The following is a 22,518-nucleotide window of genomic DNA, read 5'->3' as shown; positions in this document are numbered from 1 at the left end:
ATCGGGCTGAGTCTAGTGGCTTCGTGCCGACTAGCTCTCCGACTCCGCGCCACCTTCGATTTCCTCGACCGCTTCTTCCGCGTTCGCTTCGGCATTGCGGGCGATGGCCAACAGCGTGTTTTCTTCGCCGAGGTTCATCAGCCGCACGCCCTTGGTCTGCCGACCCGCCTTGCGGACCTGGCCCGCCGCGGTCCGGATGACGCCGCCTCCCGAGGTGATCGCGTACAACTCGCTGTCCTCATCGACGATCAACGCACCGACCAGCCTGCCACGCCGGCGGTCATACATCACCGTCAAGACGCCCTTGCCGCCGCGGCCCTGCACCGGATACTCCTCGATCGCGGTGCGCTTGGCGTACCCGCCGGAGGTCGCCACCAGCAGGTAGGTGCCCTCACGGACGACGTTGAGCGACAACAGATAGTCGTCGGCGTTGAAGCGCATGCCCTGCACGCCGGAGGTGGCGCGTCCCATCGGGCGCAGCGCTTCGTCGGTCGCCGAGAACCTGATGGACTGGCCGTTCGCCGACACCAGCAGCAGGTCCTCCTCGGAGGAGCACAGCACCGCGCCGACCAGCTCGTCGTTGTCACGCAGGTTGATGGCCACGATCCCGCCCGACCGGTTCGAGTCGAAGTCGGTCAGCTTGGTCTTCTTCACCAGGCCGTTGCGGGTGGCCAGCACCAGGTACGGCGCGTCCTCGTAGCCACGGATCTGGATGACCTGGGCGATGCGCTCCTCGGGCTGGAAAGCCAGCAGGTTGGCGACGTGCTGACCGCGCGCGGTACGCGAGGCCTCCGGCAGTTCGTAGGCCTTGGCGCGGTACACCCGGCCCTGCGTGGTGAAGAACAGGATCCAGTCGTGCGTCGAGCACACGAAGAAGTGCCGCACGATGTCGTCCTGCTTCAGCCCCGCGCCCTGGACGCCCTTGCCGCCGCGTTTCTGGCTGCGATACAGGTCGGTCTTGGTGCGTTTGGCGTAGCCGGTCTCGGTGATGGTGACGACGACGTCCTCGCGGGCGATCAGGTCCTCGTCGTTGACGTCGCCGTCGGCGGCGATGATCCGGGTGCGCCGCTCGTCGCCGTGCTTGTCGACGATTTCGGACAGCTCGTCGTGCACGATCCGGCGCTGCCGCTCGGGCTTGGCCAGGATGTCTTCCAGGTCGGCGATCTCGGCTTCGATCTTGGCGAGGTCGTCGACGATGCGCTGCCGCTCCAGGGCAGCCAGCCGGCGCAGCTGCATGTCCAGGATGGCCTGGGCCTGGATTTCGTCGATATCCAGCAGGTCGATCAGGCCGGCACGCGCGATGTCCACGGTCTCCGACGCGCGGATCAGCGCGATGACCTCGTCCAGCGCGTCGAGCGCTTTGACCAGACCGCGCAAGATGTGCGCGCGTTCGTTGGCCTTGCGCAGCCGGTAGGTGGTGCGCCGGACGATGACGTCGAGTTGGTGATTGACGTAGTGGCGGATCATCTGGTCGAGGCGCAGGGTGCGCGGCACCCCGTCGACGATGGCCAACATGTTCGCACCGAAGCTCGTCTGCAACTGGGTGTGCTTGTAGAGGTTGTTCAGCACCACCTTGGCGACGGCGTCGCGCTTGATCTCCACGACGATGCGCAAGCCGACCCGGTCGCTGGACTGGTCCTCGATGTTGGAGATGCCGGCGAGCTTGCCGTCGCGGACCTGCTCGGCGATCGAGGTGATGAAGTTGTCGTGGTTCACCTGGTACGGCAGCTCGGTGATGACCAGCGAGGTGCGTCCGCGTGAATCCTCTTCTATCTCAACGACTCCGCGCATCCGGATCGAGCCGCGCCCCGTGGTGTATGCGTCGTGGATGCCCTGCGACCCGACGATCAGGCCGTGGGTGGGGAAGTCGGGGCCCTTGACCCGCTCGCGGACCGCGGCCAGCGTGGCCTCCTCGTCGGCCTCGTGATTGTCCAGGCACCAGTAGACGGCTTCGGCCAGCTCGCGCAGGTTGTGCGGCGGGATGTTGGTCGCCATTCCGACGGCGATGCCACCGGACCCATTGGCCAGCAGGTTGGGGAACCGGCTGGGCAAGACGGTGGGTTCCTGCACCCGGCCGTCGTAGTTGGGGATGAAATCGACTGTCTCCTCGTCGATTTCGCGCAGCATTTCCATCGCGAGCGGCGTCAGCCGCGCTTCGGTGTTGTGGCTGACGAAACCGTTGGTGAGGAACGCATGGTCCTCGGTGTCGACGCGAAGGCTGTACACCGGCTGGACGCCGGCCTCGGTGACAAAGGCGACCTTCGCGTAATAGAAGCGTCCGTCGGTGAGTTCCGTTGCGATTGCGCGGACATCCCGGTCGGCGATGTGCGAAAGGATCTCCGCGCCCCGTGTGCGCCACCGCTGGATGCGGTCGATGTTGTGGCGGTTCAACCAGTCCTTGTCGGCCCAGCGGCTGCCGCAGTGTCGGCGGATGAACCGCGCCAGCCCGGGAACGTGGTCGCTGTCCATACCGGCACACGGCGGCATCGCGCTCAGGATACTGGTGAGCTTGGCTTGTTTGGCACCGCCGAAACCGATTTGCGCGGCGAACAGTTCGGCCTGGGCACGGTTCGTGACGACGATCTTGTGCTCCCCGACGGCGTGCCGGTAGCGGCGCGAAACGACGCCGAATTCCAGCAGCACCTGCTGGACGTCTTTTGCCAGCCGCTCGCTGCGCGTCGAGTACGAGATCTGAATCGTGTTGCGGGGCAGTACGGAGCACGACCCGTCGCCTTCGAACAGCGCCTGCAGGAACGCGCGCTTGACGCTGGCCGGCGCCTGCCAAAGCCATTCCGGTACAGCCTTGTCGGCTGAACGCTGTCCGACGACATCCCAAAGACGGCTACCCCGCAGGGCGTCGACATTGTGGATATCGAGTTCGTACAGCAGCGATCCCGACGCAATCGTCCGTTCCGACACATAACGGGTGCCGCCCACGACGGCGTCATACGCGGTGACCACCGTGTTGAAGAAGTCGCGATCGAGATTGTTGAAACCAGCGCGCGCTTCGGATACGAAGCCCTCGCTGATGAATGCCCCGAGCAGCAGGGCCTCCATGGTCGGCTGCCAGTCGGCGGGACCGATTTCCATTGGGGGAGTGCGCTGCAACACTACGCAGTCGTCGGGTCGGATCTCTTCGATCAGCTTCCACAGCAGGGTCGGTACGCCACCGACGTCGACCAGGCACAGCAGCGGGTGATTCGCTGTGCCCGTCACCTCGTAACCTTCGGCGGTGCGCACTGTGTAGGTCTGATGGTCGCCCGAATGGAACAGGCGATCAGCGGCGACGGGATTGCCGTGCCGATCGAGAACCTTCAACTCAGTCACGTTGTCCGTATTCGGCTTTGCGCCCGGGACGACGTCGCCGATCCGCACGGATTGCCCGAATGGCAACCGCACCAATGCATCCGCCGTGACGCAATACCTCATGGCCGCCGGCGGGTCGTTGCCGGGCGAACCGAAGTTGCCCTGCCCGTCGACCAAGGGATAGCGCAGCGACCACGGCTGCGCCATCCGCACCAGGGTGTCGTAGATCGAGGCGTCGCCGTGCGGGTGGTAGTTACCCATCGTCTCGGCCACCGACCGCGCCGACTTGGCGTGGCTGCGGTCCGGGCGGAACCCGGAGTCATACATCGCATAGAGCACCCGGCGGTGCACCGGCTTGAGACCGTCGCGCACCTCGGGCAGCGCGCGGCCGACGATCACGCTCATCGCGTAATCGATGTAGCTGCGCTGCATCTCCTGCTGAATGTCAACCGGCTGGATCCGGTCGACGGAGTCGTCACCTGGCGGCAGCGTGGTGTCAGTCATGTATTCCTCGTTGGTCGGTCAGCAGGGTCCAGTCCGGTGCGGCGATGATCGCTCAGACGTCCAGGAAGCGAACGTCCTTGGCATTACGGGTGATAAAGCTGCGGCGCGCGTCGACGTCCTCGCCCATCAGGATCGAGAACAGCTCGTCGGCGGCGGCGGCGTCGTCCAGCGTGACTTGGCGCAACACCCGGACGGTGGGATCCATTGTGGTTTCCCACAATTCCTTGGCGTCCATCTCGCCGAGACCCTTGTAGCGCTGAATGCCGTCGTCCTTGTTGATCTTCTTGCCCGCCTTCTGCCCGGCCTCCAGCAGGCCGTCACGCTCGCGGTCGGAGTAGGCGAATTCGGGATCGCTGCGCTGCCACTTCAGTTTGTACAGCGGCGGCTGCGCCAAAAACACGTGCCCGTGCTCGATCAGGGGCCGCATAAACCGGAATAGCAGCGTCAACAACAACGTCGAGATGTGCTGGCCGTCAACGTCGGCGTCGGCCATCAGCACGATCTTGTGATAGCGCAGCTTGGTGATGTCGAACTCGTCGTGAATGCCGGTGCCCAGCGCGGTGATGATCGCCTGCACTTCGGTGTTCTTCAACACCCGGTCGATCCGGGCCTTCTCGACGTTGATGATCTTCCCGCGCAGCGGAAGGATGGCCTGGAACATCGAGTCCCGGCCGCTCTTCGCCGAGCCGCCGGCCGAGTCACCCTCCACCACATACAGTTCCGACTTACGCGGATCCGTCGAGCGGCAGTCGGCAAGCTTGCCGGGCAGCCCACCGAGGTCGGTAGCGCTCTTGCGGCGCACCAACTCTCGCGCCTTGCGCGCGGCGATCCGCGCCTGGGCCGACGACACCGCCTTGTTGACCACCACCTTGGCGTCCGCGGGGTTGGCCTCGAACCAGTGCGTGAGTTGTTCGTTGCAGACCTTCTGCACAAACGACTTCACTTCGGTGTTGCCCAGTTTGGTCTTGGTCTGGCCCTCGAACTGGGGTTCGCTGACCTTCACCGAGATCACCGCGGCCAGGCCTTCACGAATGTCGTCGCCGGTGAGGTTCGGGTCCTTGTCTTTGAGCAGCTTCTTGTCTTTGGCGTACTTGTTCACCACCGACGTCAACGCGCTGCGGAAGCCCTCTTCGTGGGTTCCCCCCTCGTGCGTGTTGATGGTGTTGGCGAAGGTGTGCACGGATTCCGAGTAGCCGCCGTTCCACTGCATCGCGATTTCGACCTCGTGGCCCGGGCCTTTTCCGTCGAAGTCGATGATGCTCTGCTGGATCGGGCTCTTGGTGCGGTTGATGTGCTTGACGAAGTCGACGAGGCCGCCGGGGTAGTGGAAGGTACGCTGCTTAACCTTGTGCGGCGCAGTCGATTCCGCCGCCTTTTCCTGGGCCGACTTGGGCGCCTCGGCGGTGTCGCTGACGACCTCGTCGACGACCTCGTCCTGTTCGACGCGCTCATCGGTGAGGTTGATCGTCAACCCCTTGTTCAGGAACGCCATTTCCTGCAGCCGGCGCGCCACCGTCTCGAAGTCGTACTGGGTGGTTTCGAAGATGTCGGGATCGGCCCAGAACCGGATGGTCGTGCCCGTCCGCTTGGTGGCCTCACCCTGTTTGAGGGTGCCCGGTACGGCCTTCTCGTAGTACTGCGACCACTCGTGGCCGTCGCGGGCGATGTCTACCTCGAGACGGGTCGACAGGGCGTTGACCACCGACACGCCCACGCCGTGCAGGCCACCACTGACGTTGTAACCGCTGTTCTCACCGCCGAACTTGCCGCCGGCGTGAAGCTGGGTCATCACCACGTCGACGGTGGGGGCGCCGGTCGCGTGCATCGCCACCGGGATTCCGCGGCCGTTGTCGGCGACCTCGACACTGCCGTCATCGAGGATCCGCACGTCGACCTTGTTGGCATAGCCCGCCATCGCCTCGTCGACCGAGTTGTCGACCACCTCCCAGATGAGGTGGTGCAGGCCACGCTCGCCGGTGGACCCGATGTACATGCCGGGGCGTTTGCGGACGGCCTCGAGGCCTTCGAGCACGGTGATCGCTGAAGCGCCGTAATCGTCTTGCGCCTTCTTCTTCTGGGCAGCCACGGTCGGAATGCTCTCCTTGGGGTTTCATGCGGGCGGTTCCAGTCACCGCAACAGTCGCACACGGCTAGTCTAGCGTGATCCCCCGTCCGCACCGATTTTCTAGCCGCGTTTCTACCCAGCTAACCGCGCCGTGCGGGCGATTTTTTTATTCTGGCCGCGTCCCGACGTGCATCCAGGGTGTCCACGAGATTCTGGCCGATCTGAGCGGCCTGTGGATAAAGCCCTGTCCGGGGGTCGAACGGCGTCCCGAACGACGCTAACCGTAGGTGTCGCGCGGCCCTCTCCCGGAGATGTGGCGCGGCCCCTTGCGCCACGACGGCGCGGTCGGGCCGGTGATTTTCAACGACGTGACCACCCCGTCGCCGACCGCCGCGGCGATTTTGGCCAACAACTGCGCCTGAATCATCCGCAACTGCGTGGCCCACGCCGTCGATTCGGCGGCCACACTCAGCACACCGTCGTTGAGAGAGGTCGGGACCGCGTGGTCGGCGATCTGGTGGCCGACCACCGCTGTCCAGTTGCCCAGCACGGTGCCCTCGGCGACCTGCGCGGACCATCCCCGCTTTTTCGCCAGGTCGCGAGCCACCCTGCCCAACGGTTGGGGGTCACGAACGTCCGGCCCCGGGCCCGACCAGCTGCGCCGCCGACCCGCCACCCGGCGCGGGGACGGCGACACCGCGCGCCCGCGGCCGGCGTCTTTCCCTTGAGCCCGTGCCGCGGCCCGCGCCTCCTCGAGGGTGCGCCTGACCAAGTCGATGCCGCGCAGCTCGCTCGGCGGTCCGCCGGCCTCGGGACCCGGGCCCTCTCCCGTGCCGGTCACGCGCGCATCTCCGATACCCGCCCCGAGTCGCTGTCGCGTAAGTCGACGTAGACCTGTCGAATGTCCCAGCCCGCCGGGATGTCCTCGACCACGGCGGCCGTGACCAGCACCTGCTCTGCCGATTCGGCCACCGCGGCCAGCGCGCGGCGCCGCGCGGCGTCGAGCTCGGCGAACACGTCGTCAAGCAACAACACCGGGTCACTTTCGTCGGCGCGCAGCAACTCGTAGGCGGCGAGCCGCAGCGCCAACGCGAACGACCACGATTCCCCATGGCTGGCAAAGCCTTTCGCCGGCTGATCACCGAGCCACAGTTCCAGGTCGTCGCGGTGCGGGCCGACCAAACACATGCCGCGCTCCAACTCCGCATCGCGCCGCGCCGACAACGCCGCCAACAAAGCAGCTTCCAGGAATTCCCGGTCACCGCCGGCGACATCCGCCGCGGCGTCGGCACCGAGGCTGGATCGGTAGTTGATCGACGCCACCCGCGATCCCGGGGCCAACAGCTGATAGGCCTTCTCGACCTCGGGCGCCAACTGGTTCACCAAATCGATACGGGCGGCCATCAATTGGGCACCGTGTTCGGCCAGGCGACTGTCCCAGACGTCGAGCGTGTCCAGTGCGCCTCGATCGCCGCGATACCGCGCCCCGGACACGGATTTCAACAACGCGGTCCGCTGTCGTAGGACTTTTTCGTAGTCGGCGCGCACCGCCGCTACCGCCGGGCGACGGACCGTCGCCAGGTCGTCGAGATAGCGCCGCCGCTCTGACGGGTCGCCGCGCACCAACGCCAAATCCTCGGGCGCGAACAACACCGCGCGCAGGACGCCGATGACCTCGCGGGTGCTGCGCACCGGTGAACGGTTCAGCCGCGCCTTATTCGCCCGCCCCGCAGCGATTTCCAGATCGACCGCACATTCCCTGCCCTCGTTGACCACGATCGTGGAGACCACCGCCCGGGCGGCGCCGGCCCGGATCAACGGTGCGTCAGTTCCCACCCGGTGTGAACCCAAGGTGCTCGAATACCACAGCGCCTCAAGAAGATTCGTCTTCCCGAATCCATTCGAACCAATGAAGACCGTCCGACCGGGTTGCAAGTCGAGGTCGGCGTATGCCCAGGACCGGAAGTCGCGCAGTCCTAAATGCCGGACGTACACCTAGCCGGGCAACCGGACGGGCATCAACAGGTAGACGTAATCGGTCGGTAGCGCGCTGAAAGGGCCCGTGCCGGTCGGGTGGCTGTCATCGTCCAGCGCCGGGCGCAGCAGCGCGGGCTTGCCCGGGGTCGTGAAACCAAACGACACCCGCTCGGAATGAACCGATCCCAGCCCGTCGGTCAAGTACGTCGGGTTGAAGGCAATCGTCAGCGGCTCGCCGGCGAAATCGATCGCCAGGTCTTCCTCGGCCCGACCGACATCGTCGGCCCCCGCGGAGAGCCGCAGCGATCCCTCACTGAATTCCATCCGCACCTGAGCGCCTCGATCGGCGACCAGCGCCACCAACTTGATGGCCTCGGTCAACTCCGACACGTTGATCGTCGCGACGGCGGTGTGCTCGGCCGGCAACAGCTGGCGGAACTTCGGGAATTCCGCGTCGAGCAGGCGCGTGGTGCTGCGCTTGCCGTTCCCGCTGATGCCGAGCAAGCCGTCTTTGCCGACGCCGGCGCCCGCACCCAGCGACAAACGAACCTCAGAACCGTCGGTGCCGGCCCGGGCGGCTTCGGCCAGCGTCTTGGCCGGGACCAGGACCGCGGCTTCGATGTCCGGTGAGGCCGCCGACCAGGTCACCTCGCGAACCGCCAACCGGAACCGGTCGGTGGCGGCCAAGACCACCGTGTCTCCCGAAATCTCCACCCGGATGCCGGTCAACATCGGCAACGTGTCGTCGCGGCCGGCCGCGATGGCCACCTGGCTGATCGCCTCGGCGAACAGATCGGCGGGCAGCGTCCCCGTCTCGTCCGGCAGGGCCGGCAGCGTCGGGTAATCCTCGACCGCCATCGTCGGCAACGAGAACCTGGCATTCCCACAGTTCAGCGCCACCCGATTGCCGTCGACGTAGAAATCGATCGGCTTGTTCGGCAACGCCCGGACGATGTCTGACAACAGCCGTCCGGAGACCAAAACACTTCCAGGAGAAGCGATTTCGGCCGCTACCTGCGCTTCCGCGGATACTTCGTAATCGAACCCGGAGATCGTCAGGCCGTCATCGGTCCCGGACAGCAGCACACCGGACAGCACCGGCACCGCGGGTCTGGACGGCAGGTTCTTCGCCACCCACGACACCGCGTCGGCGAAAGTCTCCCGCACCAAACGAAACTTCAAGTCGCTGAGGCCAGCCGTTGTCGTCGCCGCGTCCATAGCGTCCCTTCACCTTCAGCGTTTTCGAATCCATTTTGGCTAGCCTCCCCCCGCTAGCACGGGGCCCCGCCACGAGCGCCGGTGACGCGATGCGCCGACGACGACCGTAACGGCAGTCGAAGAACAACCGTAGATCCTCCGGGGCCATCTTGAAAGCTAATCGCAAAGGCCGACAAAACGATCTGACGATGGCTCTGACGGGGGGTGTGCACCGAACGTCCCCAAGCCTGTATTTCAAAGAAGAACCGATGAAGAGATCTCAGTAACAGTATTAAGGCCTGTGCATTTTGGGGACAGAGCCGTCCCGGTGCAGCTAGCGCGACGATCGGGATGTGGATCGCGGCGCGGCGGGTGTGAGTCGTGTGTGGGTCCAGTTGGGGACGAACGACAGGTGTGTACCGACCGCCCAATATTGCACCGGTGTATGAGCGCGGTGTGCACAGGCTACGCACAAGCCCTGGGTGTGGCGGATGTGACGGACGCGCGAGAAGTTTCTCGAAAAAATTAGCCGCCGAGGCCTCGAAACGCAGGATTCAGCGCTTGGAGCGCTGCCGGATGCGAGTGGTGAGCTCCTTGACGTGATCAAAAACTTCACGCCGCTCGGCCATCTCGGACAAAATCTTGCGCTGCGCGTACATGACCGTGGTGTGGTCGCGGCCGAAGGCCTGCCCGATCTTGGGCAGCGACAGATCGGTGAGCTCACGGCACAGATACATCGCGATCTGGCGTGACTGGGCCAGCGCCCGCGTCTTGCCCGGGCCGCGGAGTTCCTCCACGGTGGTGTCGAAGTATTCGGCGGTGGCGGCCATGATGGTGGCCGCACTGATCTGCATGGTGCTCGCGTCGGCGATCAAATCGCGAAGCACGATTTCCGCCAGCGCCTTGTCGATCGGGGTTTTATTCAGCGAGGCGAACGCGGTCACCCGGATCAGGGCGCCCTCGAGCTCGCGGATGTTGCGCTCGATGCTGCTGGCGATGAGTTCGAGGACGTCGTCCGGGACCGCGAGGCGCTCCATCTGAGCCTTCTTGCGCAAGATCGCGATCCGGGTTTCCAGCTCCGGAGGCTGCACGTCGGTGATCAGACCCCACTCGAACCGCGTTCGGAGCCGGTCTTCCAGGGTGGCGAGCTGTTTGGGCGGCCGGTCCGAGGAGATGACGATCTGCTTGTTGGCGTTGTGCAACGTGTTGAAGGTGTGGAAGAACTCTTCCTGGATCCCTTCCTTGCCCTCGATGAACTGAATGTCATCGACGAGCAGCACGTCGACGTCGCGATAGCTGCGCTTGAAAGCCACCTTGCGGTCGTCGCGCAGCGAGTTGATGAAGTCGTTGGTGAATTCCTCGGTGGAGACGTACTTGACCCGCATCCCCGGGAACAGACGCTGCGCGTAATTGCCGGCGGCATGCAGCAGGTGGGTCTTACCGAGACCGGATTCACCCCAGATGAACAAGGGGTTGTATGCGCGGGCCGGGGCCTCGGCGATCGCCAGGGCCGCGGCATGGGCGAACCGGTTGGAGGCGCCGATGACGAACGTGTCGAAGGTGTAGCGGCGGTTGAGGCTCGTGACGGCGGCGACGGCGGGGTCGATGGCGTGCGGCCGCTCGGTGAAGTAGTTCGGCCAGCCGGGCTGGGCGCCGTCGACGGCCGCGCCGTTGTCGAACGGTTCGTCGGTGTCGAGGGTGGCGTCGTCACCCAGGACGGAGCCGTCGGACCCGGGGAAAGGTTCCGCCGGCGGGATCAACGCGTCCTCGACATCGTCGGGTGGGGGAGCGATGCGGACCCCCAGTTGGATCTGTTGCCCGAGCCGGCGGCTGAGCGCATCGGTGATCGGGGCCCGCAGATGACGTTCGATTTCGTTTTGCACGAAGCTGCTCGGTACCGACAGCAGGGCAAACCCCTCGACGATCGTCAGCGGCCGGACCAGATTCAGCCATGCCCTTTGCTGCGGGGTGAGGGGAGTAACCAGGGTGGTGCGGTTGGCGGCCACGCCGTCTGCGGTGGGGTCGCCGTTGAGCTCGGAAACGACCGCATTCCACACTGTCGTGAAGCCTGAACCCGGGTCATCGGTCAACGACGCATCTCCCTGGTTCTCGAACGTCCCGGGTCGAAGTACAACTCACGCCTGGCGACAAAACGGCTGTCCACATAGTTATACACAGGTGTGGACAGGGTGATCGTATGCGAGCCACAACCTACCGGCGACGGCTCGCGATCTCCGCGCTGGAAGAAAACCCAAAAAGGTTGTCTAGGCAGCTAGTCGATCCACCATCCTCGCTTCGTTGTCGAGCGCTGGTTCAGTCTAAAACGACTTGGGCAGAAGCTAACAGTTTTCCGTGCGGCTGCCAACCGTTCCGCTGCATTCCAATCGGGTCGTTTAGGGTCAGTGGGGCCTTGGTTCGGCTCGTCATCGTAGTCACGTCGGAGGTGAGTGTGACCGGAACGGAAAATCTCTCGCCCACCCCCCGCGGCTGCGTTGCGGCAGGCCAGGTTTGACCAGGCGAAGGCTCGTCAGTACCCTCAAACAGTCGCCCGAAAGTCGGCGATACGGCTGCGACCCAGAACCACATGGGGACCGCGCCGGCCAGTAGCAGCAAGACCACCTCCGGTCCGAACGCAGACGAGCCCGAAGCGAAACGTCTGAGCGGCCGGATGGCAAACAACGAGGAGAACGTCGTGGCCAAGGGCAAGCGGACCTTCCAGCCGAATAACCGGCGCCGAGCCCGCGTGCATGGCTTCCGCTTGCGGATGCGCACTCGTGCCGGACGCGCGATCGTGTCCGGTCGTCGCCGCAAGGGCCGCCGCGCGTTATCTGCCTGATCGCGGGTCAGGTCGTTCGGCGGTGCTTCCCGCACGCAACCGCATGACGCGGTCAATTGAGTTTGACGCGACGGTGAAACACGGGATCCGCATGGCACAGCCCGACATCGTCGTTCATTTCCGGCGCGAAACCGGCGCCGGCGACGGCGTGACGGCGCCGCACGTCGGACTGGTGGTCGGCAAGCCCGTCGGTTCGGCCGTGGAACGTCACCGGGTCGCGCGCCGGCTGCGACATGTGGCCCGCACGGTCCTGGGCGAGCTCCAGGAGTCCGATCGGCTGGTGATCCGGGCGCTGCCCGGTAGCCGGACCGCGTCGTCGGCTCGACTGGAGCAGGAACTGCGGCGGTGTTTGCGACGGATGCCTGCGACGGGAATCGCGCCGTGACGAGTCGGTTTCCGGTGGGTGCGCTCGCCCACACCGCCGGAAGGTCCGTGGCGCGGGGACTGATTTTCCTTATCCAGCTCTACCGGCATATGGTGTCGCCGCTACGTCCGGCGACCTGTCGCTTCGTTCCGACCTGCAGCCAGTACGCGGTCGATGCGCTGAACGAGTACGGGCTGATTCGGGGGAGCTGGTTGGCTGCGGCCAGACTCGCCAAGTGCGGACCATGGCACAAGGGTGGATGGGATCCGATACCGGATCGCCCCGGCTGCCAAGGGAATTGCCAAGATGCCAGCGACGCTTGGGCCGTCCGAGCGACGCGAGGGGAGAGTGAATCCTTTGTCCTTTGACGTTTTCAGCCTTGACTTCGTCTACTACCCGGTGTCGTGGATCATGTGGGTTTGGTACAAGCTGTTCGCCTCCATGCTGGGCCCGTCGAACTTTTTCGCCTGGGCGCTGTCGGTGATGTTCTTGGTCTTCACGCTGCGCGCGCTGCTCTACAAACCGTTCGTGCGACAGATCCGCACCACGCGCCAGATGCAGGAGCTGCAGCCGCAAATCAAGGCGCTGCAGAAGAAGTACGGCAAGGACCGCCAGCGCATGGCGCTCGAGATGCAGAAGCTACAGCGCGAACACGGCTTCAACCCGATTCTCGGCTGCCTGCCGATGCTGGCGCAGATCCCGGTGTTCCTGGGTCTGTATCACGTGTTGCGCTCGTTCAACCGAACCACCGGCGGGTTCGGTCAGATGCAACTGACCGTCGCCCAGAACCGTCTAACGGGTAACTACGTGTTCACCCCGACGGACGTCGCGCACTTCCTGGACGCCAATTTGTTCGGCGCACCGATCGGCGCGTCCATGACGCAGCGCACCGGTCTGGACGCGTTCACGTTCTTCGACCGGCCGGCCGTGATCGCCGTTGGCCTACCGGTGATGATCCTGGCCGGCGTCGCGACGTACTTCAACAGTCGGGCGTCGGTGGCGAGGCAGAGCCCGGAGGCGGCCGCCAACCCGCAGACCGCGATGATGAACAAGCTTGCGCTGTATGTGTTTCCGCTCGGCGTGGTGGTCGGTGGGCCGTTCCTTCCGCTGGCGATCATCCTGTACTGGTTCGCGAACAACATCTGGACCTTCGGCCAGCAGCACTACGTGTTCGGGATGATCGAAAAAGAGGACGAAGCCAAGAAGCAGGAAGCGATCGCACGACGGGCGGCGAACGCGCCGGCTCCGGGAGCCAAACCCAAGCGGAACCCGAAGACGACGTCGCCGGACGGGAGCGGCTCGGCGAAGGCCGGCGCAGACGTCGAGGCGCCCGGCTCCGCCGAGGCGGATTCCGAGGGCGCCGACGCGCAGGCGACGGAAACCACCGAGACGCCAAGCAATCGCACCCCGCGGCCGGGGGCGCGGCCGAAGAAACGCAAACGCTGATACGGGCGGACAAGCTATCGGGGCGACCCTTGGCAGGGCGGCCCCAACTGGGCTCAGACCCATGGATGAGGGAGAGAAAGACATGACAGACGCCGACACCACCGAACGCGACGTGGACACGGAACTCGAGACGCCGGCGCCGGCCGAGGACACCGCCCAGGGCGACGTCGAGGAAAGCGACGACCTCGAGGAGCGGTTGGTCGCCGAGGGCGAGATCGCCGGCGACTACCTCGAGGAGCTGTTGGACCTGCTGGACTTCGACGGCGACATCGACTTGGACGTCGAGGGGAGCCGGGCCGTCGTGAGCATCGACGGCAGCGACGACCTGAACAAGTTGGTCGGGCGCGGCGGTGAGGTGCTCGACGCGCTGCAGGAGCTGACCCGGCTGGCGGTGCACCAGAAGACTGGCGTGCGGAGCCGGTTGATGCTCGACATCGCCAGTTGGCGCCGGCGCCGCCGCGAAGAGTTGGCGGCGCTGGGCGACAAGGTGGCGCGGCGGGTGCTCGAATCGGGGGAGCGCGAAGAGCTGGCGCCGATGACGCCGTTCGAACGCAAGATCGTGCACGACGCCGTCGCCGCGGTCTCCGGGGTGCACAGCGAGAGCGAGGGCGTCGAGCCGTCGCGCCGCGTGGTCGTGCTGCACGACTGACGTTCCCCAGAGTTACAACGGTGTAGTTCTTCTGGTCCGGAGGGCGTCCGAAGGTTGAAAGTGCACGAGCCAACTAGAGGATGTTTCACGTGAAACATGGCGGTCCGGTCGAAGCCGCGGGGGAGCCCGCGGGCACCGGCGCCGCCGTCGGCGCCCCGCCGGATGTGGCCGCCGCGGTCTTCCGCGACCGCCTCGGGATCGCGCGGCGGTACGCCACGCTCCTTGCCAGTGCGGGCGTCGAGCGTGGGCTGCTCGGACCGCGGGAGGTCGACCGCATCTGGGACCGCCACATATTGAACAGCGCCGCGGCGGCCGAGCTCCTCGGCGCAGACGAGCGCGTGATCGACATCGGTAGCGGCGCGGGCCTTCCCGGGATCCCGCTGGCGATCGCGCGGCCCGATCTCGAGGTGGTGTTGCTCGAGCCCCTCCTGCGCCGCAGCGAATTTCTCAACGAGGTCGTCAACGAACTAGGGTTGGCCGTCGAGGTGGTCCGCGGGCGTGCGGAAGAGCCGGAGGTGCGCCGCCGGTTCGGGGAGAGGGATGCGGCGGTGTCACGAGCGGTTGCGGCGTTGGACAAGCTGACCAAGTGGAGCATGCCCTTGCTACGCCCGGGTGGTCGGATGCTCGCCATCAAGGGGGAGCGGGCGTCCGAGGAAGTTGAACAATTCCGGCGTGTGATGGCAGCATCGGGCGCCGCTGATGTCAGGGTGGTGACATGTGGCGCGACCTATTTGCGTCCCCCCGCAACCGTAGTTTCAGCGCGACGCGGACAGCCGCCGCACCCCAAGTCGGCACGGACCGGGAAGGCCCGAACGCGATGACATCTCCAGGAGATGGGCCCATGACTTCACCGGCGCCCGAGGCCGCCCCGGCGGCGAGGCCCGGGTCGCCGGTGGAGGGCTCCCCGTCCCGGCCGGTAGCCGCCCCGGCGCAGCCCAATGTTTCACGTGAAACAACGGCCGAATTCGATACCCCGATCGGGGCGGCCGCCGAGCGGGCCATGCGGGTCCTGCACACCACGTATCCGCCCCTGCGCCGGCCGGCCCGTCGCCGGGTCTTCACCGTCGCCAACCAAAAGGGCGGCGTGGGCAAGACGACCACCGCGGTCAATCTCGCCGCCGCCCTCGCGCTGCAAGGCCTCAAGACTCTCGTCATCGACCTCGACCCCCAGGGCAATGCGAGCACGGCGCTGGGCATCACCGACCGGAAGTCGGGAACGCCGTCGTCGTACGAGGTGTTGCTCGGCGAGGTCTCCGTCCACGACGCCCTGCGGCAGAGCCCGCACAACGAGCGCCTGTTCTGCATCCCCGCGACGATCGACCTGGCGGGCGCCGAGATCGAATTGGTGAGCATGGTCGCGCGCGAGAATCGGTTGCGCACGGCCCTGGCCGACCTCGACAGCCTCGACTTCGACTGCGTCTTCATCGACTGTCCGCCGTCGCTCGGTCTGCTGACCATCAATGCGCTCGTCGCCGCACCGGAAGTCATGATCCCGATCCAGTGCGAGTACTACGCCCTCGAGGGCGTCTCGCAGTTGATGCGCAACATCGAGATGGTGAAGGCGCACCTCAACCCGAAGCTCGAGGTGAGCACCGTGGTGCTGACCATGTACGACGGCCGCACCAAGCTCGCGGACCAGGTCGCCGAGGAGGTGCGCCGCTACTTCGGGAGCAAGGTGCTGCGGACGGTGATTCCGCGCAGCGTGAAGGTTTCCGAGGCGCCGGGCTACAGCATGACCATCATCGATTACGACCCCGGTTCCCGCGGGGCGATGAGCTACCTCGACGCGAGCCGCGAACTCGCCGAGCGCGATTGACCACCATCCGTGAAGGGACGACCATGACGCAGCCGTTACGCAAAAAAGGTGGCCTCGGCCGGGGCCTGGCTTCGCTGATACCCACCGGTCCCGCAGACGGTGATTCCGGACCGGCGACCCTCGGGCCCCGGATGGGGGACGCGGCCGCCGACGTCTTGATCGGGGGCCCGCCGCCCCAGGACGCCTCTGCCACCGCTTCCATGGGCGCGGTCTACCGCGAAATCGCGCCGGCCGACATCGAGCGCAACCCACGTCAGCCCCGCCAGGTCTTCGACGAGGAAGCGCTGGCCGAACTGGTGCACTCCATCCGCGAGTTCGGGCTCTTGCAGCCGATCGTGGTGCGGGCCGTCAAGGACTCGGCCAGCGGTGCGCGCTACCAGATCGTGATGGGGGAGCGGCGCTGGCGGGCGGCGCAAGAGGCCGGGATGGCGACCATCCCGGCGATCGTGCGCGAGACCGGCGACGACGACCTGTTGCGCGACGCCCTGTTGGAAAACATCCACCGGGTGCAGCTGAACCCCTTGGAAGAGGCGGCCGCTTACCAGCAGCTGCTCGACGAGTTCGGTGTCACCCACGATGAACTGGCGGCCCGCATCGGACGGTCGCGGCCGTTGATCACCAACATGATCCGGTTGCTCAAGCTGCCGATCGCGGTGCAGCGGCGGGTGGCCGCCGGCGTGCTGTCCGCCGGCCATGCCCGCGCACTGCTGTCCCTGGAGGCCGGTCCCGACGCCCAAGAAGAACTGGCCACCCGCATCGTCGCGGAGGGGCTGTCGGTGCGGGCCACCGAGGAGGCGGTCACGCTGGCTAACAGGTCGGGCGCCGCCACGCCGACGACACCGCGACGCAAGCCGATCCAGATGCCCGGCCTACAAGATGTTGCTGACCGGCTCTCGACCGCCTTCGATACACGGGTGACCGTGAGCCTGGGCAAACGCAAGGGCAAGATCGTCGTCGAGTTCGGGTCGGTGGACGATCTACAGCGAATCATCGACGTCATGACGCCGCCCAAGGCCTGACCTAGGACACGGTGTAATTACGTCACTGTGACACTGGGGTGGATTCGGCCGGAAATTTCCCCTGCCCTGGCGTCATGGCTCAACGAAACTGCATGGGTGGCAATGACTTTCGGGAATCGACGCCCAGCAACCGCCCGCTGTCGGCGGTTCGAGCGCCCGAACCCGCGTCGGCAGGTTAAAGCTGGCCCGATCACGACCACCTCTCCTATCCTGGAGGGGTTGTCGGTGCAGATGGCTGCAGTACCGCACAGGAGCAGGAGGCTAGTGTCCGCTCGAATCACGCCGCTGCGGCTCGAGGCCTTCGAGCAGCTTCCCAAGCACGCGCGCCGGTGCGTCTTCTGGGAAGTCGATCCGGCGACCCTCGGCAACCAGGATCACCTCACCGACCCCGAATTCGAAAAAGAAGCGTGGTTGTCGATGGTGATGCTGGAGTGGGGCTCGTGCGGTCAGGTGGCGACCGCGGTCCCCGACGAGCGAAGCCAGGCCGAGCCGCCGTGCCTGGGCTATGTGTTCTACGCGCCGCCGCGCGCGGTGCCGCGGGCCCAGCGATTCCCGACCGGACCGGTGTCCGCGGACGCGGTGTTGTTGACGTCGATGGGCATCGAACCCGGCCCGGCCGCCGATGACCTACCGCACGGCTTGATCGCACGGGTCATCGACGAGTTGGTGCGGCGCGGCGTGCGGGCGCTCGAGGCGTTCGGCCGCACCCCGGCGGCTTCGGAATTGCAGGATCCCCGACTGGTGGGCCCCGATGTGCGGGCGGTCTTGGAAGCCGTCGGCGATTGCTCGGTGGACCGCTGTGTGATGGATGCGGAGTTCTTGAAGGACACGGGTTTCGTTGTGGTGGCACCACATACGTACTTCCCGCGGTTGCGGCTCGAGCTCGACAAGGGTCTGGGTTGGAAGGCCGAAGTCGAGGCGGCCTTGGAGCGTCTGCTGGAAAGCGCGCATCTGGAGCAGCCGGTCGGGGCCGGTTCTACGGCGGGGAATGCGTCGGGAACCACCCTGGGTGGTTAGCGGGTGGTTACGATCCGCCCAGCTGGCTGGTGCGCTCCACCGACAGTTCGTGGGCCAACAGCTCGGCGAAAGTGAATGTGCCCGTGGGCCTGTCGTTCTTGCCCAGCAGGTAGAGCCGCTTGACCGCGGCGAGGATTCCCTCGGCGATGGCATCGCGGGTCTGGGTGGAGACCAGCATCGCGCGGTCGCGCGGGTTGGTGATGTATCCGATGTCCACCTGGACCGTCGGCATCCGGGTCAGACGCAGCAGATCCCACGTCCGGCCGTGCGTGCGGCAATCGCGTAAACCGGTGCGGGCCACCACTTCTCGCTGGATGAAGTCGGCGAGATTGCGGCCGATGGTGGACACCGAACCGTGGGAGTTGCCGAAGTGAAAGGACGCCACCCCGTTGGCCGCGGTGCTGAGCTGATTCTCGCAGCGCAGGCTGATCATCAGGTCGGCGCCGACATTGTTGGCGGTGGCCGCGCGTTCGGAGTCCAGGGGGCTGCGGTTGACCGGACGGGACAAAAAGGTTTCCATCCCGATGGCGGTCATGCGGCCCTCGAGTCGGCTGGCCAAGTCCCACAACACATCTGCTTCGCTGACCGGTCCCGACGCACCGTGCACGATGAGGCCGTGGTCGGCGCCGCCGCGGCCCGGATCGATGATGATCCGCTTGCCGGACAGTTTGGGGCCCGAGCGGCGCACCAATTCTTCTTCGCGCAAAGCGTGGGGCGAGCCCCCGGTGACCCGTGAACTCAGAAAGTACAAGGACCGCAACGTTTCCGGGCCGCAGATGCCGTCGGCGGACAACCCGTATTCGCGCTGATATGACATCAAAGCGTTGTGCGTCTGCAACCCGAAATGGCCGTCGACCAGGCCGGTGTAAAAGCCGAGATCCTGCAGCCGCGCCTGCAGCGTGGCGACGTCGTCACCGAAGAGGGGGGCGCCGAATTGGTGATACAACGTGCGCGCGCCAAGGCGGTACGACGCTTCCTTGAGTGCGCGGTAGGTAGCCTCGCCGACAATGCCGTCCACGAGCAGGCCGCGATGCTGTTGGAAAGCACGAACTGCCTGGTCAAGTTCGGCGTCGAAGAGTTCCAGGGCCACCTGCCGGCCGGTACTGAGATCCTCGTCGGAGCCATCCAGCAGGCCCAATGAGGCCAGCGTGGCCCGGATCTCGGTCACAGCGGCGCTGCGGTCACCACAGCGCAGCGCGTCGCCGTATTCGCGGCGCGGACTCGACATACCAAGGGCCCTCCGGGACAAAGGCTCATTTAGAGGCAACAGCTCACCGTATTGTCGCAGACGCTTCGCAAATTCCAGAAAACCCCAGGCTATGCACCGGGGTGTGGTGCGACGAGATCAAATGGCGATCAGCTGAGGCCCGGCACGGCGTCCGAAAGCTCGCGCAGCAGCGCCGCCTTGCCCTTGGCGCCGACGATCCGCTTCACCGGTTGGCCGTCTTTGAACAAGATCATGGTGGGGATGGAGACCACCTGGAAGTTCTGGGCGGTTTCCGGGTTGGCGTCCACGTCGAGCTTGGCGACGGTGAGGTGATCGCTACGCTCGCCGGCGATCTCCTCGAGTACCGGTGCAACCATCTTGCAGGGGCCACACCATGTAGCCCAAAAATCAACGAGCACAGGCTTATTGCTGGATAACACCTCGGTCGAAAATGATGCGTCCGAGACTTCTATTGTGGCCCCGGCCTTTTCGGCATCGGTCATTGTGGTGCTCCAATCAATGTGTCGGTACTGCCTGGAAATTCGGTGGCGTCGCCTTGGGCGGCGGCGCTGGACTCTTCGTGGTCGGCGAGCCAGCGTTCGGCGTCGATGGCGGCCGCACAGCCGCTGCCGGCGGCGGTGACGGCTTGGCGGTAGGTGCGATCCACCAGGTCCCCGGCGGCGAACACCCCCTCGATCGAGGTACTGGTGGTGCGCCCACGCACCAACACATACCCATCGGCGTCGGTCTCGAGCACCTCGCGCACCAACTCCGAGCGCGGGTCATGACCGATCGCCACGAACACCCCGCTCACCGCCAGCGTCGACTCCTCACCGGTCACCGTGTCACGCAACCGCAACCCGGTGACCGTCTCGGCGCCCTGCACGGCCTCGACCGCCTTATTGGTCACAAACGTGATCTTGTCGTTGGCCCGCGCACGCTCCAACATGATCCGCGACGCCCGAAATTCCTCGCGCCGATGCACCAACGTCACACTGCGGGCAAAACGGGTCAAAAACGTGGCCTCCTCCATCGCCGAATCCCCACCACCGATCACCGCGATGTCTTGATCTTTGAAAAAGAACCCATCACAGGTCGCACACGAGGACACCCCACGCCCCAACAACTCCTGCTCACCGGGCACGCCCAGATACCGGGCGGCGGCGCCCATCGCCAAAATCACCGCCCGCGCGCGCACCGTCTCGCCCTCGCTGGTGGTCACCGACTTCACCGCACCCTGCAGCGACACCGACTCGACGTCTTCCATCCGCAGATCGGCCCCAAACCGCAGCGCCTGCTCCCGCATCTGATCCATCAACTCCGGACCCGTGATCCCGTCACGAAAACCCGGATAATTCTCCACCTCGGTCGTCGTCATCAACGCCCCACCAAACGACGTCCCCTCAAACACCACCGGCGCCAACTGCGCCCGCGCCGTATACAACGCCGCGGTATACCCCGCAGGACCCGAACCAACAATGATCACGTCGTGCACAGTGTCGGGTGTCATGAAAACCTTTCGAGCGATCGTCTCTGGACCCGTATAAACGCCAGCGTAGGCACGGCTGTTCCCTGGTATTCGGAACAACACGGGCACCGCCCATGGCACCACATTAGGGGCGCGGCACCTGGGTATTGGCCAGCAGCCCGGTGTCGGCGGCGCTGCAGGTCGGAGACACGACGTAGACGGCCAGGACGTGCGGGCTGTCGCCGGGTATCACCAAAGCGATGCCGGGTCTGGCGTTGATCTCGACCGGACGCGCACCCAGTACCTGTGTGGCCGCCGGATAGCCGAGGCCGGTCAGGCAGGAGGCGCGCCGCGCGGGGTCGCCGAGGGTGCCTGCGGAAGAGCCGAAGTCGGGAGCGCGGTCGAGCAGGCCGAGGATCTCGTTTGGGGAGAGCGGGACCTCCATCGGCGGTGTCGACACCGTGATGTGTTGGACGTCGTCCGGGGTGCTCGGGGACGGTTCGGGAGCGTTCAGGAGTGCGACCGTGCCGAAGCCGATCGCGGCCAGCGCCGCGCACAAACCGGCGACCGCCGCAATAACGCGGGCCGGCCGGAGACGCGGGCGCGCGAAGTGAGCGGCCCGTCCGGCGGCTGTGCCGGGCGGGGGCTCCGCGGATCGCAGCGCCGCGGAGATGCGGGCGGCAACCTGCGGGGACGGGTCCGGCTCGCAGGCCGGGTCGGCGCCGACGGCGGCGACATCGCGACGGACACGGTTCAGCGCGGCGAGCACACCGGCGGCCTGCGGGTCGGCCCGAACCTGCCGGCGGACCCGGGCGGCCGCGTCGTCGTCGAGCGCGCCGGCCTGCAGATCGGCGAGGAGTTCGACGGTCAGCGGCGGGTCTGATTCCGCCTTGCGGTGATCCGCCCCATCGTTCTCCGCCGCATCCATCGGACCCAGTGTCCGTCATGCGCCAACGGATGGCCACGGATGGGCTCGCGTGGTGGATTGGTCAGGCCTGACCGGTGGCGCCCTCCGGTGTGGCGTGGGCGCCGGCGTTGAGGTAGCCCAGTAGTTCGGCGAGGCGGCCGCGGGCGCGGGCGCACCGGCTCTTGATCGTGCCCTCGGCGACGCCGAGCAGCCGGGCGGTGTCGGCCACCGAGTATCCCTGCATGTCGACGGCCACCACCGCCGCGCGCTGCTCGACGGGAAGCCGCATCAAGGCGCGCTGCACCGCCATCGTCGTCTCGACCTGGGCGGTCCGATCGGCGACCGGGTAGACGTCCTCCAGCGGAACGGTCGGGTGGGCCTTGGTGCGGCGCAGTCGGTCCAGGCAGGCGTTGACGACGATGCGGTGCAGCCAGCTGCCGACGGCGGCGTCATGCCGGAACGCGCCGGCGCCGCGGTGCGCGGAGAGCATGGCGTCTTGCAGCGCGTCTTCGGCGTCCTCGGGGGTGCGGGTGGTGAGCCGGGCAAGCCGGTGCAGGTGGCGCTGGTGCCGCAGGAAGAGCTCGCTGAAGGCGTAGCGGTCACCCGCCACATGGGCTGCCAGCAGCTCGGCGTCGCTGCGGTCCCGCTTGACGTTTCCCCCGAAGCCCACGGCCGGACATTAACCAATCCGGTATCGGGCGGCACTTCACTCGGCAGCGGTCATGTGAGTCTTGTGGAAG

Annotated in this window: 20 protein-coding genes; 9 read left to right on the top strand and 11 right to left on the bottom strand. The window is 66.1% G+C overall.

Features of this window, described 5'->3' with window-relative positions:
• Positions 1-30 precede the first annotated feature (30 nt).
• From gyrA to dnaA, 6 genes are all read right to left on the bottom strand, one after another.
• Positions 31-3,810, bottom strand: a complete 3,780-nt coding sequence (gyrA, locus tag AC0KS4_RS24775) for an intein-containing DNA gyrase subunit A (RefSeq protein ID WP_238955266.1) — start codon at positions 3,808-3,810, stop codon at positions 31-33.
• Between the two features lie 52 nt (positions 3,811-3,862).
• On the bottom strand, positions 3,863-5,896 hold the full coding sequence (gyrB, locus tag AC0KS4_RS24770) for a DNA topoisomerase (ATP-hydrolyzing) subunit B (protein WP_225329881.1): 2,034 nt from the start codon (positions 5,894-5,896) through the stop codon (positions 3,863-3,865).
• Positions 5,897-6,152: 256 nt separating this feature from the next.
• Positions 6,153-6,716 carry a DUF721 family protein gene (locus AC0KS4_RS24765; protein ID WP_225329880.1) on the bottom strand — a complete coding sequence of 188 codons (564 nt, stop codon included), beginning with the start codon at positions 6,714-6,716 and terminating at the stop codon, positions 6,153-6,155.
• On the bottom strand, positions 6,713-7,870 hold the full coding sequence (gene recF, locus AC0KS4_RS24760) for a DNA replication/repair protein RecF (protein ID WP_238955264.1): 1,158 nt from the start codon (positions 7,868-7,870) through the stop codon (positions 6,713-6,715). The genes AC0KS4_RS24765 and recF overlap by 4 nt, the downstream gene beginning before the upstream one ends.
• Complete coding sequence (gene dnaN, locus AC0KS4_RS24755; RefSeq protein WP_238955262.1) at positions 7,871-9,070, bottom strand: DNA polymerase III subunit beta; 1,200 nt, start codon at positions 9,068-9,070, stop codon at positions 7,871-7,873. It lies immediately after the preceding gene.
• Positions 9,071-9,603: 533 nt separating this feature from the next.
• A complete protein-coding gene (dnaA, locus tag AC0KS4_RS24750) occupies positions 9,604-11,139 on the bottom strand; it encodes a chromosomal replication initiator protein DnaA (RefSeq protein ID WP_338341723.1) in 1,536 nt (511 codons plus the stop codon).
• A gap of 602 nt (positions 11,140-11,741) precedes the next feature.
• On the opposite strand from dnaA, the gene rpmH reads away from it, so the two are divergent.
• The 9 genes from rpmH (at position 11,742) to AC0KS4_RS24705 (ending at position 18,196) form a co-directional block, all read left to right on the top strand.
• On the top strand, positions 11,742-11,885 hold the full coding sequence (rpmH, locus tag AC0KS4_RS24745; protein ID WP_003874369.1) for a 50S ribosomal protein L34: 144 nt from the start codon (positions 11,742-11,744) through the stop codon (positions 11,883-11,885).
• 22 nt (positions 11,886-11,907) lie between these two features.
• Positions 11,908-12,270 (top strand): ribonuclease P protein component, encoded by a 363-nt coding sequence (rnpA, locus tag AC0KS4_RS24740; protein WP_238957242.1) that lies wholly within the window; start codon positions 11,908-11,910, stop codon positions 12,268-12,270.
• Positions 12,267-12,617: a membrane protein insertion efficiency factor YidD gene (yidD, locus tag AC0KS4_RS24735; RefSeq protein ID WP_238957241.1), complete on the top strand. Its 351-nt coding sequence runs from the start codon at positions 12,267-12,269 to the stop codon at positions 12,615-12,617. Before rnpA ends, yidD begins: the two co-directional genes overlap by 4 nt.
• Positions 12,556-13,695: a membrane protein insertase YidC gene (gene yidC, locus AC0KS4_RS24730; RefSeq protein ID WP_238957240.1), complete on the top strand. Its 1,140-nt coding sequence runs from the start codon at positions 12,556-12,558 to the stop codon at positions 13,693-13,695. Before yidD ends, yidC begins: the two co-directional genes overlap by 62 nt.
• Before the next feature lie 82 nt (positions 13,696-13,777).
• Positions 13,778-14,344 (top strand): Jag family protein, encoded by a 567-nt coding sequence (locus AC0KS4_RS24725; RefSeq protein ID WP_238957239.1) that lies wholly within the window; start codon positions 13,778-13,780, stop codon positions 14,342-14,344.
• A gap of 80 nt (positions 14,345-14,424) precedes the next feature.
• Positions 14,425-15,165, top strand: a complete 741-nt coding sequence (gene rsmG / locus AC0KS4_RS24720) for a 16S rRNA (guanine(527)-N(7))-methyltransferase RsmG (protein ID WP_238957238.1) — start codon at positions 14,425-14,427, stop codon at positions 15,163-15,165.
• Positions 15,166-15,185: 20 nt separating this feature from the next.
• The gene (locus AC0KS4_RS24715; protein WP_238957237.1) at positions 15,186-16,160 is read left to right on the top strand and encodes a ParA family protein; all 975 of its coding nucleotides are present in this window, start codon (positions 15,186-15,188) and stop codon (positions 16,158-16,160) included.
• Between the two features lie 23 nt (positions 16,161-16,183).
• Positions 16,184-17,179, top strand: coding sequence for a ParB/RepB/Spo0J family partition protein (locus AC0KS4_RS24710; RefSeq protein WP_238957236.1), 996 nt, complete (start codon positions 16,184-16,186; stop codon positions 17,177-17,179).
• 264 nt (positions 17,180-17,443) lie between these two features.
• On the top strand, positions 17,444-18,196 hold the full coding sequence (locus tag AC0KS4_RS24705) for an acetyltransferase (RefSeq protein WP_238957235.1): 753 nt from the start codon (positions 17,444-17,446) through the stop codon (positions 18,194-18,196).
• 7 nt (positions 18,197-18,203) lie between these two features.
• Here the strand turns inward: AC0KS4_RS24705 and AC0KS4_RS24700 are convergent, their stop codons facing one another.
• The 5 genes from AC0KS4_RS24700 to sigM all read right to left on the bottom strand — a co-directional run bounded on the left by AC0KS4_RS24700 (position 18,204) and on the right by sigM (position 22,448).
• Positions 18,204-19,424 (bottom strand): N-acetylmuramoyl-L-alanine amidase, encoded by a 1,221-nt coding sequence (locus AC0KS4_RS24700; protein WP_238957234.1) that lies wholly within the window; start codon positions 19,422-19,424, stop codon positions 18,204-18,206.
• 128 nt (positions 19,425-19,552) lie between these two features.
• Entirely contained in the window at positions 19,553-19,906 is a 354-nt protein-coding gene (gene trxA, locus AC0KS4_RS24695; RefSeq protein WP_008262471.1) for a thioredoxin, read from the bottom strand.
• On the bottom strand, positions 19,903-20,913 hold the full coding sequence (gene trxB / locus AC0KS4_RS24690) for a thioredoxin-disulfide reductase (protein WP_238957233.1): 1,011 nt from the start codon (positions 20,911-20,913) through the stop codon (positions 19,903-19,905). The genes trxA and trxB overlap by 4 nt, the downstream gene beginning before the upstream one ends.
• Before the next feature lie 103 nt (positions 20,914-21,016).
• Entirely contained in the window at positions 21,017-21,799 is a 783-nt protein-coding gene (locus AC0KS4_RS24685) for a hypothetical protein (protein WP_238957232.1), read from the bottom strand.
• A 61-nt stretch (positions 21,800-21,860) separates the two neighbouring features.
• On the bottom strand, positions 21,861-22,448 hold the full coding sequence (sigM, locus tag AC0KS4_RS24680) for an RNA polymerase sigma factor SigM (protein ID WP_225327986.1): 588 nt from the start codon (positions 22,446-22,448) through the stop codon (positions 21,861-21,863).
• Between the last annotated feature and the right edge of the window lie 70 nt (positions 22,449-22,518).

The sequence above is a fragment of the Mycobacterium sp. NTMscope_MAC_12 genome (assembly GCF_976985675.1).
This window is presented reverse-complemented; position numbering and strand designations above follow the sequence as displayed.

What these genes read in the sequence shown, in the direction of transcription:
- AC0KS4_RS24700 (WP_238957234.1), bottom strand. Translation starts at nt 19,424, where the DNA reads ATGTCGAGTCCGCGCCGCGAATACGGCGACGCGCTGCGCTGTGGTGAC.
- trxB (WP_238957233.1), bottom strand. Translation starts at nt 20,913, where the DNA reads ATGACACCCGACACTGTGCACGACGTGATCATTGTTGGTTCGGGTCCT.
- trxA (WP_008262471.1), bottom strand. Translation starts at nt 19,906, where the DNA reads ATGACCGATGCCGAAAAGGCCGGGGCCACAATAGAAGTCTCGGACGCA.
- yidC (WP_238957240.1), top strand. Translation starts at nt 12,556, where the DNA reads ATGCCAGCGACGCTTGGGCCGTCCGAGCGACGCGAGGGGAGAGTGAAT.
- gyrA (WP_238955266.1), bottom strand. Translation starts at nt 3,810, where the DNA reads ATGACTGACACCACGCTGCCGCCAGGTGACGACTCCGTCGACCGGATC.
- AC0KS4_RS24715 (WP_238957237.1), top strand. Translation starts at nt 15,186, where the DNA reads ATGACTTCACCGGCGCCCGAGGCCGCCCCGGCGGCGAGGCCCGGGTCG.
- rsmG (WP_238957238.1), top strand. Translation starts at nt 14,425, where the DNA reads ATGTTTCACGTGAAACATGGCGGTCCGGTCGAAGCCGCGGGGGAGCCC.
- AC0KS4_RS24685 (WP_238957232.1), bottom strand. Translation starts at nt 21,799, where the DNA reads ATGGATGCGGCGGAGAACGATGGGGCGGATCACCGCAAGGCGGAATCA.
- AC0KS4_RS24725 (WP_238957239.1), top strand. Translation starts at nt 13,778, where the DNA reads ATGACAGACGCCGACACCACCGAACGCGACGTGGACACGGAACTCGAG.
- AC0KS4_RS24710 (WP_238957236.1), top strand. Translation starts at nt 16,184, where the DNA reads ATGACGCAGCCGTTACGCAAAAAAGGTGGCCTCGGCCGGGGCCTGGCT.
- dnaN (WP_238955262.1), bottom strand. Translation starts at nt 9,070, where the DNA reads ATGGACGCGGCGACGACAACGGCTGGCCTCAGCGACTTGAAGTTTCGT.